This window comes from Dyadobacter sp. HNCC25DJ186 (assembly GCF_056895235.1).
Genome location: NZ_JBXHAS010000006.1, coordinates 139858 through 156980 on the forward strand (window position 1 = coordinate 139858; position 17123 = coordinate 156980).

Here is a 17123-nt window from a genome sequence, read left to right on the forward strand (position 1 = left end):
GTTAATAAGAAAGCCTGATTCAGACGAATCGGGCTTTCTTATTTCGACTTCGCAGACAAAAACCAGCAGAAATATTATCCAAGTCTCCTTTGATTTACTTTGGACACACATTTTTAAAGAATTTTTCGTTCAATACATAATTGCCAAAAATTGACGATTACATTTACACAGTAACCTATTTGTTGCAAAACATCACTGCCGTTAATAGAATGGCAACCTCTGTCTATCATAAAAGTTAATTGCACATGCGCTCAAATTTACAATTTCAGGTTTTATTTCTTCTGCTGTTTTGCCTCTTTGCAAGTCAAAAAGCTAATGCAACCCACTCCCGGGCAGGTGAGATCACGGCCAAACGAGTCCCGGGAAACCCACTTGCATACGACGTAACTTACACAGGTTATTTTGATATAGCAACAGGGAAACCTGCTGCTGATGACCAGACCTTTGTTAATATGTTCTTTTACAATGGCCCTACTGACGGTGCCATTGCCAGCCCGGTGCGTGTTGACCGAATAGACGCTTTAACAAGAGATATCGGAAACAACACAACACAAAATGTTTATACAACGCGTCATGTGTTTCCCTCTGCCGGCAACTGGAATATTTCTGTAACCATTGATAACAGAAATGATGGTATACTTAACTTAACTCCGCTGCCAACCAACTCGCTGAATTTTTATGTTAATACTTCCATCGTAATCAATTCTTTCGTTGGCCTCAACCAGACACCGGTACTTTTAAATGCTCCAATTGATATCGCGGCTGTCGGACAACGTTACATTCATAATCCGGGCGCCTTTGATGCTGATGGAGATAGTATTGCTTACCGCCTTTACAGACCTCAGCAAAGCACAAGAAGAGGTGGCTTAGGCGTGGCCCTTGGTTACACACAACCGAACCTTTCATTTCCTCCCGGTGCAACAGAGGCCGGACAGTCGCCAGCCACTTTCAGTATGAATCCTTTGACCGGAGATTTGATCTGGGACGCACCGGCTATCAAAGGTTATTATAACGTCGCATTTGTTGTGGAAGAATGGCGGGATGGAGTCAAAATCGGCGAAATCATCAGGGATATGCAGATCATCGTGGAGGATGCTAGAAATGACAGACCAGTTCTTGACCTGTTACCCGATATTTGTGTGGAAGCAGGAACACTTATTAATCAAACTGTCAGAGCTACGGATAAAAACGGAAACAGGCTCACGCTGACAAGTACGAGCGGATTATACCAGTCTTCTGCATTGATTTCACCTGCTTACGCAACTTTCAGTGTCCCGCAACAGGGTGCACAAAACACGGTAACAGGAAGGCTAACCTGGCAAACGGGCTGTAATCACATAAGGCTGGAACCTTACGACGTGCTTTTTAAAGTGGAAGATGGCCCGGCGGCGGGCACCCCAAATCCCTCGCTTTTCAGAAAACTCGTCGATTTGACGACTTTGAAAATCAGAGTTTATGGGCCACAACCAGATAATCTCCGTGCTGTGCCCGTAGCAGATGCGGCTGGGAAAGCTTTCAGAATAACATGGGATTCTTACCAATGCCAGGTACCAGGCGCCCGGGTTGTTATTTACAGAAGAGAAGGATGTCGGGCCATTCCGACCGACGTTTGTATCACCGGTATTCCGGCCGGTTCTGGATATGAAGAAATTGCACGGGTTGGTGTAGGTGAAATTTTTTATGTGGATAATAATAACAATACCGGACTGCAAGCCGGAGTTTCATACAGTTATAGAATTGTTGTTGAATTCCCTAGACCGGGTTCTGATATCAACGAACCGGGTTACCTTGTGGGAGGCGGAGAAAGTATGGCTTCTGAACAGGTTTGTATTGAGGAGCCGTTGATCATGCCCGTGATTACCAATGTGACCGTGGATTCTACAAGTGAAACACGCGGGGTAATGACTGTAAAGTGGATCAAACCTACATTACCCGCAGGCGCTTCAAATCCGGTTCAATACAGACTTTTCCGCGCAACAGGACTTAGTGGAACAGATTTCTCAAATATTGCTACCATTGACGGAACCATCACAGGTGGCTCAGGGGATTTGGAGACTTATATTGATAGAAACCTCAATACGACTGCAAATGCTTATCGGTATAAAATTGAATATTACTACACACAAAACGGCAGTCTTGTAAAACTGGACGAGACGGAAATCGCAAGTAGTGTACGACTTTCGCAAGGACAGGCTGATCCGACGAGTGTTCGCTTGAACTGGACTGCAAATGTCCCTTGGAGCAATGATAATCAGGTGCACAGAATTTACCGCGAAGACAAAGCCCGGCCAGGCACTTTCAACAGGATTGCGGATGTTTCGGTACAAGGCCCTCAGAGTTACACATTTACAGATGACGGAACGGATAAATTTGCTGCGGACGGAATTGTAAATGTATCAATCTCGAAAGATTCAGTTTATTGTTATAAAGTAGAAACGGTTGGCTCTTATAATGATACTCAGATCAGGGTTGACCCGTTGTATAACTTTTCGCAGATCATTTGTATATCTGCGTCAGATACGACCAAACCTTGTGTTCCCGTTTTGTCGATTGATGAACTGAATTGTGCGGAAGTAAAACGGGATACCTATTGCGGGCAAACCTCATTTACGAATAATCTGGCCTGGACATATCCACAAACTGCTGGATGTGACCAGAGTATTATCGCTTACAGATTGTACTATACTCGTTATGAAGGTGATACACCCACGCTCCTGAAAGAAATTGCTGCACCGGCTTCCACGACTTTCGCGCATGAAGGGATGACATCTTTTGCAGGATGTTATTACGTGGCAGCTGTCAACAAATTCGGAACAGAAAGTGCGCCAAGCAATATTGTTTGCAAAGACAATTGCCCGATTATTGAGTTGCCAAACGTTATTACCCCTAATGGTGATGGTAAGAATGATGTCTTCAAACCACTTGATTGTCCAAGTTTTGTTCAGGCAGTTGAATTTAAAGTCTTCAACCGTTGGGGCGCAAAAGTATTTGAGACAAACGATGTGAACATCAACTGGGATGGTAACAATAATTCAGGAAAAGAGCTAGCTGCCGGGCAGTACTACTATGAACTGACATTCTATTTTGAATCTGTTCAACGCGGAGGGAAACCGGCGCAGTTTAAAGGCTGGGTTCAGGTTTTGAGATAATATCTAAAAGCCGCGTTTTTTTTCTTTCCTATTGAAGTCGTTAATTTGCAGCCCGATTCGCAAGAGTCGGGCTCAATTTTTGTTTAGACAAATTTAAAAATCCAATAATTATGAAAACAGCCTACGTATTTCCAGGCCAGGGTTCTCAGTTCAAAGGCATGGGTCTGGACCTCTACCAGAATTCCGATTCAGCAAAAGCCATGTTTGATCAGGCAAATGAAATTTTGGGCTTCGACATTACAAAAATCATGTTTGAAGGTACAGATGAAGAGCTTAAACAAACCAATGTGACGCAGCCTGCCATCTTTATCCATTCGGTCATTCTTGCCAAGGTAAGTCCTGATTTTAAACCTGAAATGGTGGCAGGACATTCTCTTGGCGAATTTTCAGCCTTAGTTGCTGCGGGTGCCTTGTCGTTTGAAGATGGGCTGCGCCTTGTAGCGAAACGTGCGGATGCTATGCAAAAAGCCTGTCTGGTACGCCCTTCTACAATGGCTGCTATTCTTGGACTTGACGATAAAACAATCGAAGATATTTGTGCAGGTATCACGGATGAAATCGTTGTACCGGCAAATTATAACTGTCCCGGCCAAGTGGTGATTTCAGGAACTATTGAAGGCGTTGAAAAAGCATGTGAATTGTTGAAGGCAGCCGGCGCAAAACGTGCGCTTATCCTTCCGGTTGGTGGCGCATTCCATTCACCGCTGATGGAGCCAGCGCGCGAAGAACTTGCAGCAGCCATAAACAGTGCAGAATTTGAAGCCCCTATTTGCCCGATATATCAAAACGTAAATGCTAAACCAGCCACGGAGGTCTCAGTGATCAAGGAAAACCTTATTGCGCAACTTACCGCTCCTGTACGATGGACTCAGTCTGTTGAGCAAATGGTAGCCGACGGAGCAGGAATCTTTATCGAATCAGGCCCGGGAAAAGTGCTTCAGGGATTGGTGAAAAAGATCGCGAGTGGCGTTGAGTTAAAAAGTATTTAAAATTTTTTTTCAAAAATACTTGACAACTTAAAATTTCGTATTACTTTTGCACCCACTAACACGGTATTGGCTGATGGTGTAATGGTAACACAGGACATTTTGGTTGTCTCGTTCAAGGTTCGAGTCCTTGTCGGCCAACAATCAACATCAAAAACCCCTCATACGATTTGTACGAGGGGTTTTTTCACTTCCAAATTACTTCTTACGGTTTCCAAATTTTGAATTTTGTTGACCGTACTTCTAAATCCCTTCTAAATAGTATTTCATGAAAACTTTCATTGGATTGCGGTGCAATAAGGCATACGTTAAGAAGTCCGGACATTCTCAGGTGTATTTACTGGTGGGCATAGAGAAAGAATTTGACAAGATTCCATTGAATATTGATTGGCCGGTCGCCCTGGTAGATGAAGATCGTCAGCAACTTTCACCAAGAACCAAGAACGATAAGGAGTGCAATGACAATAATTTGCTGATCCGCGCAGCCATTGGAAAGGTTAATGATATTTTTGTCACGGTCCGTTTGCAGGATAGAGAAATATCCATGGCAGAGCTTATGGATATGTACTACAACTATCTTCGGATGAAAGATTTTCTTGTCTACATGGATGACAAGATAAAAGAGCGCAGCAGACGAAAGAAAATTTCATTTAGCACAAGGCAGTCTCACATTAATTCCTGGCTATGGTTAAAGCAGTTCAAGCCTGAAATTCCATTCCGTGATTTAAATAAGAAATTCATTGAAAGTTTTGAAGCCTGGCTTCAAAAGCAATCCAGCCGTAGAAGTAAAGAGTCAAAACCTTTGGATGGTAACACGATTGCCAATATTCTCAAATACATAAAGGCATACATTAATCTTGCAATCGAAGATGATGTGCCAATTGAAAACGCATTTAAAAAAGCAGATGTAAAAACTACGCAAGATGTGAAGATCATTGAACATCTTCGTCCACAGGAAGTTGCAAAGCTTATCGAATACTACAATAAAAATTTACCGATTGGGGAAAAGTTGAGTTTGTGCCGCTTACTGATTGCTTGCCACCTCTCTCTTCGAATATCGGATATTCTTAAAATCAACGAAGAAAAACTGGAATACTACAAATCTGTTGGAAAGCTTGTTTTTCATCCGCAAAAACAGGTTCTGACAAAAAAACTTAAAACTGTCTACGTTCATATTGATGAGTACGCCATGCGATATCTGGAAGACTGCGTGGCTTTACAAATTGAAGCTAAAAACCAGGGGATGAAGATAAGTGAAGAGTACGGAAGGAAAGTTTTACGTAAAATTGCAGGTAAAACGGGAGTAAATGCAACCGGGTACCATATTGGGCGTCACTCCTTCGCGACAAATTATATCCGGTACGGCGGCAAGGTCACAAACCTGCAATACATTATGGGACACACCAATATTAACACCACCATGCGGTATGTTCACATCGTGGAAGAAGATACAGACGAAGATATGATAAGCTTGTCACGCGGATATTTGCTTTACGCCGAACTTCAAAAAGAGCCTGCTAATTAAGCAGGCTCCGGTGTCAACTCTCCAAAATTTTGTAATTTTTGTAATCAGGCACTCGCCCTTGCCCTGGTATTATCAACCAGATCCCGATACTGTTCAAACATATTATAGTTCAAACCGGTCTGTTTACTGGCAATGATCTGCAAGTATTTCAGCATGTCATTCATTCGCGGATCAAAAGAAACCTGTGCCGGGGAAGAACTCATGGCTGTGCTGCCACCATTTTCAAAGAACCGCTGTTGCCTTAATGCTTCCATGGATGCGGCAAAGTCTGCCACAGCTGGATTCCGAAGCATGGCACTGCTCAAAACATATTCTTTCTTATATCCTTCTCCGGCTATATAACTACGTTTCCCCAGGTTGAATAATGTCGGGCGCGCCACCCATCCTTCCGGGTTTCCGCTGTTATCCTGTGCAATGGAACTCATATCAGTATATCCACCGTGCTCACGGAATGCAGGCGTGGCCGGTTGTTTTGCTTCATTCATAAGTGCTTTTGCTTTTAGCATCCCAGCCGTAACCGCTGCTACTGCCGTCGCGATTCTCAAAATCACGGTGTACGGATCTCCTTTTGTTCCCTGAGCCACAGCCGACGCAACTGCCGTTCCAGTTTCCACGGCAATCTGGAAAAGCCCGATCGCCTTTTGAAATTCTGCGTATTCGCTTTGATTATCTGCTGTAAGAGAAAGAAGATCGGATATCGCCTGACTTCCGGCCGTCATCGCGGATCCGGTTTTATTTATGTTGTCAAGTTTGATGGCAAGCAATTCCCGCTCACTTTTGACAATATCCTTATTGACTTTTTTCTGTTGTTCAACATCAAGCAATCCATACTGTTCCCGCAGTACTTTAAGCCGTTCCAAATGATCCCTGACAATTGCTTCTTTGCTTATTCCGCTTTCTTCGGCTAATGCCAGCTCAGATTGGTAACTATCTTGAAGATCTGCCAGATAATCATTCGTTTGCTTAGCTGCCCTGCCTGCAAATAATTTGTCAATTTCCGCCTGCTTGTCTTTTTCAAGCTGAACAATGGATTCGTTTCGGGATTTTGCCAGAGCGATTTCCCTGTCATAATGATCGACAATTTCAAACCATTCTTTATCTGCACGTTTTGCGGCATCATTAGCCCGAGAATCCGCATAATCAAATTCTTCTTTTTTGCGGCTATTTAGGTGCCCGAGCTGACCACGTATAGTTTTATCAAAATCTGACAGGTACTTTTTATTGTACTTGTCATTAATCTGGTCAACTTCCTGTTTGGCCTGACTTTCAATTTTGGCAAGCTGCGCGGCGTTTCCTTTTGCTTTTTTGGTTAGTTCGTCATATTTGTTTTGAGCAGCCTGCAATTCTTTTTGATGCTCACCAAGCATATTAAGCGTTAACTGCTGTTGGTTTTTAAGCAACTCATCATTCAGGCGTTCACTGTCCGAAGCCAGTTTTTTAAGTTCTTCTTTCGATAGCGGTTTTGCAGGAGTATCGGCATTATCGTCTGTTTTTTTCTTTGGGACTTGCTTGATATACCCACGGCCTTCGCGTCTGGCACCAATCTCGTCGATACCTTCAAGTGCCTGCAAATCTTTTCTTGTTATTTTTAACTCGGCGTTTAGCTTTGCGGCCTCTGTCCTTCTGGATTTGAAATCTTCTGTTGAAAAATTTTCTGTGATCGTTTGACCTCCTGAGTTAACCCGATATTTTTTACCAAGATTTAGCTCATATTCAATAAGTTTTACCCGCTTTTCCCGATCCGCAATTTCTTCTTTAAGCATCTCACGACGAGTTTGTCGCATCGTTTCGAGTAAAGTTTTCTGATTAGTTATGAAAGAAATGACCTTATCTCTATTTATATCCAATGCATTGCCATACTTATCAAATGAAGTCACGGCATTCGGAACTTCTTTTGACAACTCATTGACGATTTTTTTAAGCTCTTTTTGTTCTTCTCCTGTTAAAGTGGTTTTGGTTTTTAATTCGTCATACCGTTTGAGCAATGCTGGGAATTTCGCTTCAACTTCAATAACCTTTTCTTGTTGTTTTTTTAGCTCCCCCAACTGAACTTCAACTTTTGATATGACGCCAAACAAAGTTCCAAAACCAGTAATAATTGGATTAAAACCCGCTGCGGCTTTCTCGAACCATCCAGCTATAACTTTCCCGATCTTTTCAAGAATTGCTGCTGAATTCTGGTTTTTAACCGCAAACTCCTGCTGAACGGAAATTCCCTCAGATACGCTTTTGTTGGCAATATCCTGCTGTTTCCGAAGTTCATCTGTATTTTTTACCAGTGCACCAATAACGGCAGCGCCTTCACTACCTTCAATGCCCAGTGTTTCCAGCATATTCGCCAAACCCTGAACACCTTTGGTTGTGCTTTCTGCTCCTTCCAGTACTTTTATAAATGCTTCGTTTCCATCCGTTTTTAATAAGTTGCTAAAATCCTTAACAGACATTTTGGCAACCTTGGCAAAATATGGAATATCCTTTCCTAATGCCAGAATCATTTTACCAATGTTGGTTGCCGACATTTCAGAGCTTTGCCCTAAAATATCCATCGTAGCCGCCATCCCTAACGTATCCGCAATGCTGATTCCAGCATTTGGCGCAATACCAGCAAATCGTTTAGCCCACTGTACAAGATATCCTTCATTGGCCGCAGAACTTGCACCGATCGTGTTGATCCCGGACGCAACCATCAGCATGGCTTTTTCAATACCATACGCTTCTTCCAGTCCAAAGATTTGCACCAGCTTCCCGATATCGTTGACCACTTCTTCAACATTACCACCTAAATCTTCTCCAAGGGCAACATTGATCATGTCCGCGGCTTTCACAAATGTCAGTACATCATCACGTGTGGTATAACCTAACTTTCCGGCAACAGCGGCAAGGCCACGAAGTTGCTCGATAGGTGTACGCGTATCAATAGCGGCCAGATCAGCATTTAGTTCAAGTAGGTCATTTCCGGTTATTCCAGTCTGCTTTGAAACGTCTGCAAGGGAATCAGATAATTCACCAGCTTTGTTTACCAAAGAAGGTATTGCACCCACAATTTTTTCAATGGCCATCATGGTGATGTTCCCGCCAACGAACCCGGCCGCAAGATCCTTCCAGGTTAATTTGAATTTTAATAAAGATCCTTCACCACCGCGAATCTCATTGATCATTTGAGAATGTGCAGTACGGGTTTGATCCAATTGTTTATTCAGCTTTGCAAACCCGGCCGGATCATCCGCTTTTTTCATATTTAAAAGCTGACGTTCCAAACCGATCATGGTGGTTCGCACTTCCTTTATGGTCGTGTTTGACTTCTCCCCTTTGATGATCAGCTCAATTACAGCCTGTTCATTTACCTTACCCATATTATTGCAGATTTAAAGTCACTGTATTACTTAGAAGGGTTTCCGCCATTTGGATCAGGCCCATTCCATACCGTTGTGCGAGTATCTCAGAAAGTCTTTTTTCTTCGGCGGTTTTTCGTTTCGAGTACCATTTAATAGGCTTGCGTGGTACGTCTGGTTTGTGAATTCCATAGCGTTTTCGCAATTGCGCAGCATTCATATTGACGCCACGGCCGACACCCATATCAATGAATCTTCCGTAGAGATTGAAATCAATTTTAAGCACATGCAATCCCGAAGATGACATGTGCAATTCACGGCCAAAACTGTTGTAAAGATTATGTGTACGGGTAAGCTTCCGTTTCCCGCGGTTCCGGGTTCTGTAAAGTTTCTTATCCTGCTCTTTCTTAAACTTCTCAATGGAAAATTTCAGGTACTGTTCATAAGTCCCTTTCAGATTGATGCGCGCGTTTAAATCCAGTTCTGAGTAGTTCATCTTGCCCGGTAGCCCTCCCCGTCCCGTGGTGCCCATGAAACATAATATTGCCAGCCTTGCGGATCTCCGTTTCTCAGTATTTCAACCTGCGATTCGAGCATGGTACGGTGTGCAGAAATGTAAATCGATTCATCTGTTGTAATGGTTTTTGATATCTGGTTTACATCAAAATTGGTAACGAACTTGCGGTAATTGAACGTAACACCTTTTGTGTTTTCAGGCGTGGTATAAAGTCCATCTTTCCATATATATACAATAACGTCCGCTTTATGCACAGACGAGTGTGCACCGGTTTTGATAGTCACGTAATTTTCCAGCTTCATTTGAATCCAGCAATTGAAAGAAAGATCCATGGGAGAAGTTGCCACCAGTGTTTTGGGAATTAGTTGCCTGCCTTCAAATTTTGCCATCACAAAACTTTCCGAGGCGGGTAACTCATAACTTAACTTTTCAAGTAGGTACCGACCTGTAACATAGTTTTTACTTCGGTATCCAACAGGAAAGGAAGGAGAAATCTGATTGAGTTTCCCGAGTGGGATCCGCATCAATGCAGAAACCTTTTTAGCACCTGAAAGAAATTCGTAATATTTCTTTTGATACATAGCCCAAATGTCGTCCGGTTCTCCTGCCTGCAAGGACATTTTTCCAACCTGCAGATATTTCGAATCATAAGAAACAGAACTTGCATACGGGTATAGATTGCCCTGCGAATCCTGCTGCATGCCCCAATAAATTAAAACCCGCAATCCAAAAGAGTTTACGGCCGGTGGAATCGCTTTTGAATTGTTGCTGTCGTAATACGGAGAATAGTTGGCAGATTTTTGAAAGAAAGCATCAGCCAGGTTTCCCGACTGGTCAGCTGTTGGTAAAAGATACTTTCCAAGGTTTGGCGTATCATTTTCAACGGCCCGGAAAACTCCGTATGAATGCATCATCAGTGTGCCAATAGATAAATTAACCGGCGTTGCTCCGTTTCCCGTAAAAAATGAATAGGTCTTTTTAAACTGACGCGGTTCTATGTGTTCATTCCATGGATCCAAAATATAATCCGTGTACTTATCCGACGAATCAAAATAGTTATTAACAATAAATCCTTTGTTTTCAACTCCGTCCAGACCTTCCGAGCCTGATACAAGACAATCCGACAAATCGACATAATCCCGGCTATGCGAAAGCGCTTTATAAGTATTAAAAGTCACCTGCTTTGTTGATACGTTGGCATCAATACTTAACCCCACAAATGCCCGTAATCCTTTTAAAAAGTCGGTTACGGTATAATCTCCCAAATGCCTGCCTACTTCAATTTTATAGCCGCCGTACGTGTCATCATATCCCGGCGTTGACTGGGAATTATAAATGATCAGCCGGTTAAGGATTGGATCCGTAAATAAAGATCCGTTTGCAGAAAACCCAAGTTTCTTACATATATAGGTGATAATCCAGCACAGGTACACCATGGGCACCAAAATTTTATCTCCTGATCCGGCTGGAACGTTCGGGTAATACTGCGCCCAGTTGTAATACTGATTATGGATAATTGGCCGCTTGTATGATTCAATCGGATTTTCGTTTGCATCCAATGGCCTGAAATCTTCTTCCACCATTTCCATATTATGGAATGGCGGGAAAACGATCGGATATACATTAGGCTCTGCCATAGCAAGTCCTTTCAAAGTGACACCGCCTGTATTATCTTCTTTGGCTACAAAAAACGTTTCTGTCACAAACTCCCGTAAAGGTTGATTGCGAATAGCATCAGCGATCGCACCCAGATCAATCAGCAGTGAAGCATCCGCATAAATACCGGATGTTTTATAAATCAGTGTTGCACTGAAAATATGCGTACCGGCTGTGACCTGCACCAGAATTTCCGGCAACATATCTCGTTCAGGCAAATGTCCATAATCCAGAAAACGACAGTTGTTTTCGGTTAACGGAAGCTGGAACGGATAGGAATAGGATCCGCGGATTATATCGTCGGTATCGAAAATTGTAGAATTGATTTCAACGGATATGCGGCTATCTACTGGCAATTCCAGCACCATGCCGGCACGGTTTCTAATTTGAAGCATCTTGAAGTTCAAATATGGCACGTAAACAATGTCCCGGATCCAGCGTATCCAGCACCCAGGCCAAAGCCTTGCCCGGACCTGTCAACGTTCCGCGTCTCTGGTTTTTACCTAATGCGCTACTGACCGTTTCCCGGATATCACCAAAAGGATATCCACCATGATCAATCAAAAGACTGTTGAACATATCCCGGCAAACGACATTCCCGAAATGATCAATAGCCAGCGCAAAAGCCAGACTGGTATTTGAAAAGTATCCTTTCAGTTTCTTGCGTCGCCATTTCCAGATGATACGCCCGATGGTAAACAAAAATCCCAGCGCAAAACAGATCGGCGCCAGGATGATTGCAAGGATTAAAAGCAAGACGTTTTTCATAAGTCTTTATATTCTTTTGCCGCATGAAACATCGGGCTGCTAAATACTTTTTTGGCATCGAAGCACGGACACTCCTTTATTCGCTCCCACGGATCTACAATGCCGTTTTTATTCACATCCGGGCTAAAATCACGGTGTCCCTGTATGATAGCATCCGGAAACATTTCTTTCCACTTTTTCAAGTACCGGAACATGGTTTCCTTTTGTGCATCGGTTCGGTTATCCAGTGCTTTTCCCTTTGCATCAACGCCTCCGATATAGCTGATATGGATACTGTTCTGATTAAAACCTTTCACGCCGTTGCTAGGTTTTTCAATAGGCTGTAATTCCACCGCTTCACCCGTAGGTTTAATAAGTACATGATATCCGGGATCCGTCCATCCGAATTTCTTTTTCCAGTATGCTTTGATGGTTTCAACGCTTTGCGTTTGCGGACCGGCTGTACAATGCACCACCAGGTATTTTATTTGCCTCATGACTTAACCTTTTTATACAAAACATATAGCTGACTTGTCATCCAGACCAATACACCGGCATTGGTCAGTAAAACTTCAAAGCTGGTACCCGAAGGATGCGCAGCTTTCACCAGTTGGCAAAAAGCACCAAACCCGACCAACCATAAGCCAATCCGTTCTGCTAACTCTTCGCGCCTTCCATCTGTAAGCCGAAAAAAAGCGGCTACAATCATTCCGCACAAGAATATAGCGTGCAAAGCATTACTTACCTGCGCTATCAGTGTCTGTTCCATTGTTTCCCTTGTTAATGTTGTTTGTGATTTTTTCAAAAAGTTGGTCTATAAACCTTTCGACGAGCTTTAATCCACCGGTTGCAATCAAGAATGCAATACCTGTCATTGACTTCCAGCCGCTAATTTCAGCCACCAAACCGGTCATATAAACGGATATCAGATAGTTGGCTACAACCGTCATGATCATTTGGGTTTTATCCATTTTCTTTCCTAACAGCAACCAGGCCGTAGTACCCATAAAAGCGGCCATGCTGATATCCGGACCCACCGGAAAAAACAAATCCCAAAATGTCATATTGTTCTGCGTCGAGTGGGTTATTACAGAGGGCAATTTAGAGGGGGAAGCGGGGGAATTGGTGGGACAGGGAGAAGGGTACTGGCCTTGTGAGTAAAAAGTAAAACCCCACCAAATTTCTTTCTGGTGGGGTTTTATATTTGAAGGATATTAAATTGTCGGTACTGTCCAAGTATCGTCAGCGTAATCCCCTCCTGTGGCGAACATAGCATTAAACCTTACTAAATCTTCTGCTCTTTTCTGAGCATTGGTTTTTCCTGATACCGTTTCATCGTTTATTTGAGCTTCATACATGATTAGACTCATATGTCCGCTCCCTGCCGTTGTAAAATCACCTGTAATTAGTCCAGTAAACGTAGTAGCTCCGTTAATGTCCCAAGTTCCTACTTTCGCGATTACTTCAACTGTGAATAAAAAAGGTTCGCCGACAGCAGGCTCTCTGGAAGGTTGGTATGTTGAACCTAGCGCGGGTCCGCTTTGATTACTGGCAGGTGTAGCGGGGTGAGATCTCATGTAGAAGTAGTAACTAGTACCGTAGCTATTACGTGAGAATTGAAAAAATGACTTTTCCGAAGTGGGCTTTCGGGTGTACCGTCCAATAAACGAAACGTAAAACTTATGTGTCGCTATTTTAGCTTCGATGTAGTTTTTAACAGCCTGAGAAAGCGGTAAATTAGCACGTCTATTTGATGCGCCCAGCAAGTTTTGTGTTGTTATAAGGTGCAATCCCCCCTTCGCCGTTCTCTCTACTTTGAATTCCGTAGGAATATCAGGAATTGTTAAAGTAGAGCTTAAAAGACTTTTGTCAACACCTAAAAGCAACGACGAGTCATCCTCAGCAATGTCTTTAAATACGCTACCGTTGACATAAGCGCCAAGTCCACTTTTTGCCGGTTGCCACAGCATTATTGTGCCGTCATCTATCGTTTCCGAAGCTCTTAAGATTTCGAAGTCCTGAGGGTTATTAACTTCCAGGTCTGTATGTATTTTGAAGCCCATTATCTTATCCGTTTATTTTATTAGCAATTAATTTTGCAAATCTTACCCCGCTTTCCGCATTCAAATGCACCCCGTCAGGGATAAACTGTGCAGCATTATAACTCCATATCCCTGATTCAGCACAAATATCAATTACTGGAATGCTCTTTCTCTGGCAACATGCTTTTATAAGATCGTTGATCCGATTCAGTCGGCTGAATGCAACCTCTTCGTCGGAAGGATATATGTTAGTCGCAAACAATCTGTTCATGACCATGATCCTTTTAGTAGGGTTATTATCAATCAGCTTTTTAAGCATTCCATTGTATGCCGCGCAAAAAGTTGGCATACTAGGGTCATTTTCAGGCATTTCCCCTCCTGTGTAAGGTGCAGCCGTAGGGACGCCTAAATCGTTATTACCCGTTAGAATATCGTTAGCTCCTGCCCAAACAAGTATAATATCAGGGTTATTGTAATGTACGAACCCTGCTCTGATGTAAATGCTTTGTCCCGGGCCTCTACCTGATGCGTAAATAGGGTTCCCGCTACCGTCTACACCTGTCTGGCGGGTGAAGGGCACGACTCCGGATCCGCCTATACCCATTGGAGGGACCGCGGGAGTCGCTGCCGGGTTTCCATCTCTGGTTTCAGCCTCTGACCAGTTAAGTCCTGTAATAGCTGCGAGTGTAGGTTGCCAGTACCTGTCTCGCGTTAAGCTATCGCCAAGTGTAATTAACTTCTTCCCTCTAAGCGGTTGAACAGCCTGTATCATTTCCGAAGAGAGCTTAGCAGCCGTGACCGCTCCATCCGTGAGCCCGAAACCTGAGCGTATTGCGTCGATAGCGGCCTGGGTAATTTTAGATATGTTTATGCTATTGTCCGGTACAGTACCTGCGAGGTTAAGTTGGTTGATTATGGCTGTCGAAAGCTGGGCAGCCGTAATACTTCCATTTACCAACGCGTCAGCGGGTATGTGTCCGGGATACCATTTCTTAGAATAAAATTTACCGTCTATATCCCAACCGCCCATTAATCTACGCGAGTCTGTATCCACGGGGATTAACCATTTCTTAGGTCTTGGGTTCGCAGGAAAATGCTTTTCAAGTTTTGCCGCTTTATCAAAACCCGAATCTACCGGAGGAATATAATCCCATTTCGTACCACGACTAATCAATTTACCGCCAACCGCCACGGGAATAGATGTTCCAGTTGTGATACTAATATTGCCTGGCACATCAATGTCGAAGTAGCTTCCATTGGGCTGATCAGACAAAATAACAGGGGTGAACGTTATTCCCGATTCCTTGATATTTGCGATACCAGTTGCAGCATTAAAATTCCCAATTCCCTTAATTACTGCACCTGCCGCGTTTAAACTTTCATTTTTTAAAGTTTCGGTTTGAGTTTTCAGAACTTGTACCTGTGTCTTCAACCCTTCCAAAGTCTCCACATAAGCCACCGCACTTTCCAGATTCTCATATCTCGGCACCAGATTTTCAAGCTCAATGCCACCGCTATACCAGTACTCAATCACGCCTTTGCCGTCACCCTGATCAATAAAGCGGATTTTACCTTTTGCTCGGTAGGCTTCGGGAACGCCATTGTGCGCACCGGCAATCGATGACCATGGCGTACTGGCATCATCCTGATATTGGAAAGCAATTTCAGGTTTGTTTGTTAGAAATTTAAAATTGTCGTGAAGTTCGTAAGCCATGTCTATGCTGTTCTGAATTCTGTTGTCGTTGAGAAAGTTGTTTTTGAATTAGAGCGGTAAACCCGCCATCCAGCCACCGTTCCGATTACCGAGAATGCAAGGCCGGGACCAATGTCACCCTGATCCAATGCAGTTGCATACCATTTGGTTTTGATCGGCTCCGTTGCTCGTTCGGCCATGTACAGATATGCCGGCGTTGCATTGCCACCACGGAAATCAGCGGTAATTGTCCCGCCCGATGGGAAACTGGCACTACCAGACAAAACCACGATCTGCGCTTCTACAAGCATCGATCCGTCGTTGTTGATCCATCCCCACCACGCTTTCACGTCCGTGCCGGTAAAGGGGAAAAGTGAGATTACAATCTCATAATTGTCTTCCGGAATTGTTGTTCCTACGCTTATCATGCTATTTGCGTTATATCTTCGGTAATGGTGAAGGACCCGGCAAACAAGGTGGTCACAGTGCCGTCTGCCTTCGTTTCCTGAAAGTCGTACTGGTATAAACCAGGTGTTAAATCGGCCATGTCAGCCGCCGTTTTATACAGGATCAGAACACCGGAGGTTTCCCCTGGCACCAGTGATCCGGTGATGATAGAAGAAAATTCAAGTTTTATTTGAAGGCCTAGTTTGACCTGCATCCGGTAAGTACTTCCGCTTAAAACCTGTTCAATCCCATTCTTCCGGAAACGGATCCACCGTTTGAATGTGTCGCCGCGACGTGCCACAATATTAATCGCGACAGAAACGTCATTGGCGGATAATACAGTAGCTGCCATTTATGAAATGCGTTTTATGATTCCTATGATTATGATGATGGCGATCAGACCAAGTATCATCCCAATTTGAAAGCCGGTAAAAATCGGATTGGTTGATATACCGCTTTCAACCTCTTTGGTTTCCTGTCTGATCGTTGCCTGTTTATTTTCTTCCAGCTTATTGGTGCTTTGCCCTTTCGCTCTGACCGTCTGCCGGAAATAACCTGGTACAGTGTGCCGGTCAATAGTCTGGCTGACAGGATTAGATCTGCCAGCCAAAACGTACTGATCTTGCGTGCCCACCGCCGTAGAACTGCCTATCCCCGAAATCATCGGGTAACCTGGAATATTACTTTCCAATGAAATCAGCGGATTTTGAAAAGGAATAAATTCCGTGATCACTTCCGTTGCCCAATTACTTGCCGCTTCAACCGTTCGGGATACCGTGCTGTCAGCTTTGGTTTTTGATTTCTTTACCGACCGGCAGGAAAAGCCACCGATCGTGCAAAGAATTAGCAGCACGGTTATAACTTCTTTAAGGACTTTTTGAAAACGGAAGGGGATAAATTTCTCTCTGGCAATTTTTGCCTGAAAATCATTCAATTCTTTTTCAAGACTTTCGCCTTCTGCCTCAGTTTCGTAGCTGTCAATCGGTATCCGCCGATCTTTTTCCAGTATTGTGATTCGTGATTTCATAG

Annotated in this window: 15 protein-coding genes and 1 tRNA gene; 4 read left to right on the forward strand and 12 right to left on the reverse strand. The window is 43.5% G+C overall.

The window, feature by feature from the left end; genetic code table 11:
- The first annotated feature begins 245 nt into the window (after positions 1 to 245).
- The 4 genes from AC1XUO_RS18650 to AC1XUO_RS18665 all read left to right on the forward strand — a co-directional run bounded on the left by AC1XUO_RS18650 (position 246) and on the right by AC1XUO_RS18665 (position 5660).
- Positions 246 to 3149 carry a T9SS type B sorting domain-containing protein gene (locus AC1XUO_RS18650; RefSeq protein ID WP_483331285.1) on the forward strand — a complete coding sequence of 968 codons (2904 nt, stop codon included), beginning with the start codon at positions 246 to 248 and terminating at the stop codon, positions 3147 to 3149.
- 110 nt (positions 3150 to 3259) lie between these two features.
- Positions 3260 to 4138, forward strand: a complete 879-nt coding sequence (gene fabD / locus AC1XUO_RS18655) for an ACP S-malonyltransferase (protein ID WP_483331286.1) — start codon at positions 3260 to 3262, stop codon at positions 4136 to 4138.
- 67 nt (positions 4139 to 4205) lie between these two features.
- A tRNA-Gln gene (locus AC1XUO_RS18660) sits at positions 4206 to 4276 on the forward strand.
- 127 nt (positions 4277 to 4403) lie between these two features.
- The gene (locus AC1XUO_RS18665; protein ID WP_483331287.1) at positions 4404 to 5660 is read left to right on the forward strand and encodes a tyrosine-type recombinase/integrase; all 1257 of its coding nucleotides are present in this window, start codon (positions 4404 to 4406) and stop codon (positions 5658 to 5660) included.
- A gap of 44 nt (positions 5661 to 5704) precedes the next feature.
- Here the strand turns inward: AC1XUO_RS18665 and AC1XUO_RS18670 are convergent, their stop codons facing one another.
- The 12 genes from AC1XUO_RS18670 to AC1XUO_RS18725 form a co-directional block, all read right to left on the reverse strand.
- Positions 5705 to 9013, reverse strand: coding sequence for a phage tail tape measure protein (locus tag AC1XUO_RS18670; RefSeq protein ID WP_483331288.1), 3309 nt, complete (start codon positions 9011 to 9013; stop codon positions 5705 to 5707).
- Position 9014: 1 nt separating this feature from the next.
- On the reverse strand, positions 9015 to 9488 hold the full coding sequence (locus AC1XUO_RS18675; RefSeq protein WP_483331289.1) for a hypothetical protein: 474 nt from the start codon (positions 9486 to 9488) through the stop codon (positions 9015 to 9017).
- Entirely contained in the window at positions 9485 to 11560 is a 2076-nt protein-coding gene (locus AC1XUO_RS18680; RefSeq protein ID WP_483331290.1) for a hypothetical protein, read from the reverse strand. Before AC1XUO_RS18680 ends, AC1XUO_RS18675 begins: the two co-directional genes overlap by 4 nt.
- Positions 11547 to 11933, reverse strand: coding sequence for a hypothetical protein (locus tag AC1XUO_RS18685; RefSeq protein WP_483331291.1), 387 nt, complete (start codon positions 11931 to 11933; stop codon positions 11547 to 11549). The genes AC1XUO_RS18680 and AC1XUO_RS18685 overlap by 14 nt, the downstream gene beginning before the upstream one ends.
- Positions 11930 to 12409, reverse strand: a complete 480-nt coding sequence (locus AC1XUO_RS18690) for an N-acetylmuramoyl-L-alanine amidase (RefSeq protein ID WP_483331292.1) — start codon at positions 12407 to 12409, stop codon at positions 11930 to 11932. Before AC1XUO_RS18690 ends, AC1XUO_RS18685 begins: the two co-directional genes overlap by 4 nt.
- Positions 12406 to 12681: a hypothetical protein gene (locus AC1XUO_RS18695; protein WP_483331293.1), complete on the reverse strand. Its 276-nt coding sequence runs from the start codon at positions 12679 to 12681 to the stop codon at positions 12406 to 12408. The genes AC1XUO_RS18690 and AC1XUO_RS18695 overlap by 4 nt, the downstream gene beginning before the upstream one ends.
- Complete coding sequence (locus AC1XUO_RS18700; protein ID WP_483331294.1) at positions 12650 to 12976, reverse strand: hypothetical protein; 327 nt, start codon at positions 12974 to 12976, stop codon at positions 12650 to 12652. The genes AC1XUO_RS18695 and AC1XUO_RS18700 overlap by 32 nt, the downstream gene beginning before the upstream one ends.
- 150 nt (positions 12977 to 13126) lie before the next feature.
- Positions 13127 to 13975 carry a hypothetical protein gene (locus AC1XUO_RS18705; protein ID WP_483331295.1) on the reverse strand — a complete coding sequence of 283 codons (849 nt, stop codon included), beginning with the start codon at positions 13973 to 13975 and terminating at the stop codon, positions 13127 to 13129.
- A 4-nt stretch (positions 13976 to 13979) separates the two neighbouring features.
- Entirely contained in the window at positions 13980 to 15668 is a 1689-nt protein-coding gene (locus AC1XUO_RS18710; RefSeq protein WP_483331296.1) for an SGNH/GDSL hydrolase family protein, read from the reverse strand.
- A 2-nt stretch (positions 15669 to 15670) separates the two neighbouring features.
- On the reverse strand, positions 15671 to 16075 hold the full coding sequence (locus tag AC1XUO_RS18715; RefSeq protein ID WP_483331297.1) for a hypothetical protein: 405 nt from the start codon (positions 16073 to 16075) through the stop codon (positions 15671 to 15673).
- A complete protein-coding gene (locus tag AC1XUO_RS18720) occupies positions 16072 to 16446 on the reverse strand; it encodes a hypothetical protein (RefSeq protein ID WP_483331298.1) in 375 nt (124 codons plus the stop codon). The genes AC1XUO_RS18715 and AC1XUO_RS18720 overlap by 4 nt, the downstream gene beginning before the upstream one ends.
- On the reverse strand, positions 16447 to 17121 hold the full coding sequence (locus tag AC1XUO_RS18725) for a hypothetical protein (RefSeq protein ID WP_483331299.1): 675 nt from the start codon (positions 17119 to 17121) through the stop codon (positions 16447 to 16449).
- Between the last annotated feature and the right edge of the window lie 2 nt (positions 17122 to 17123).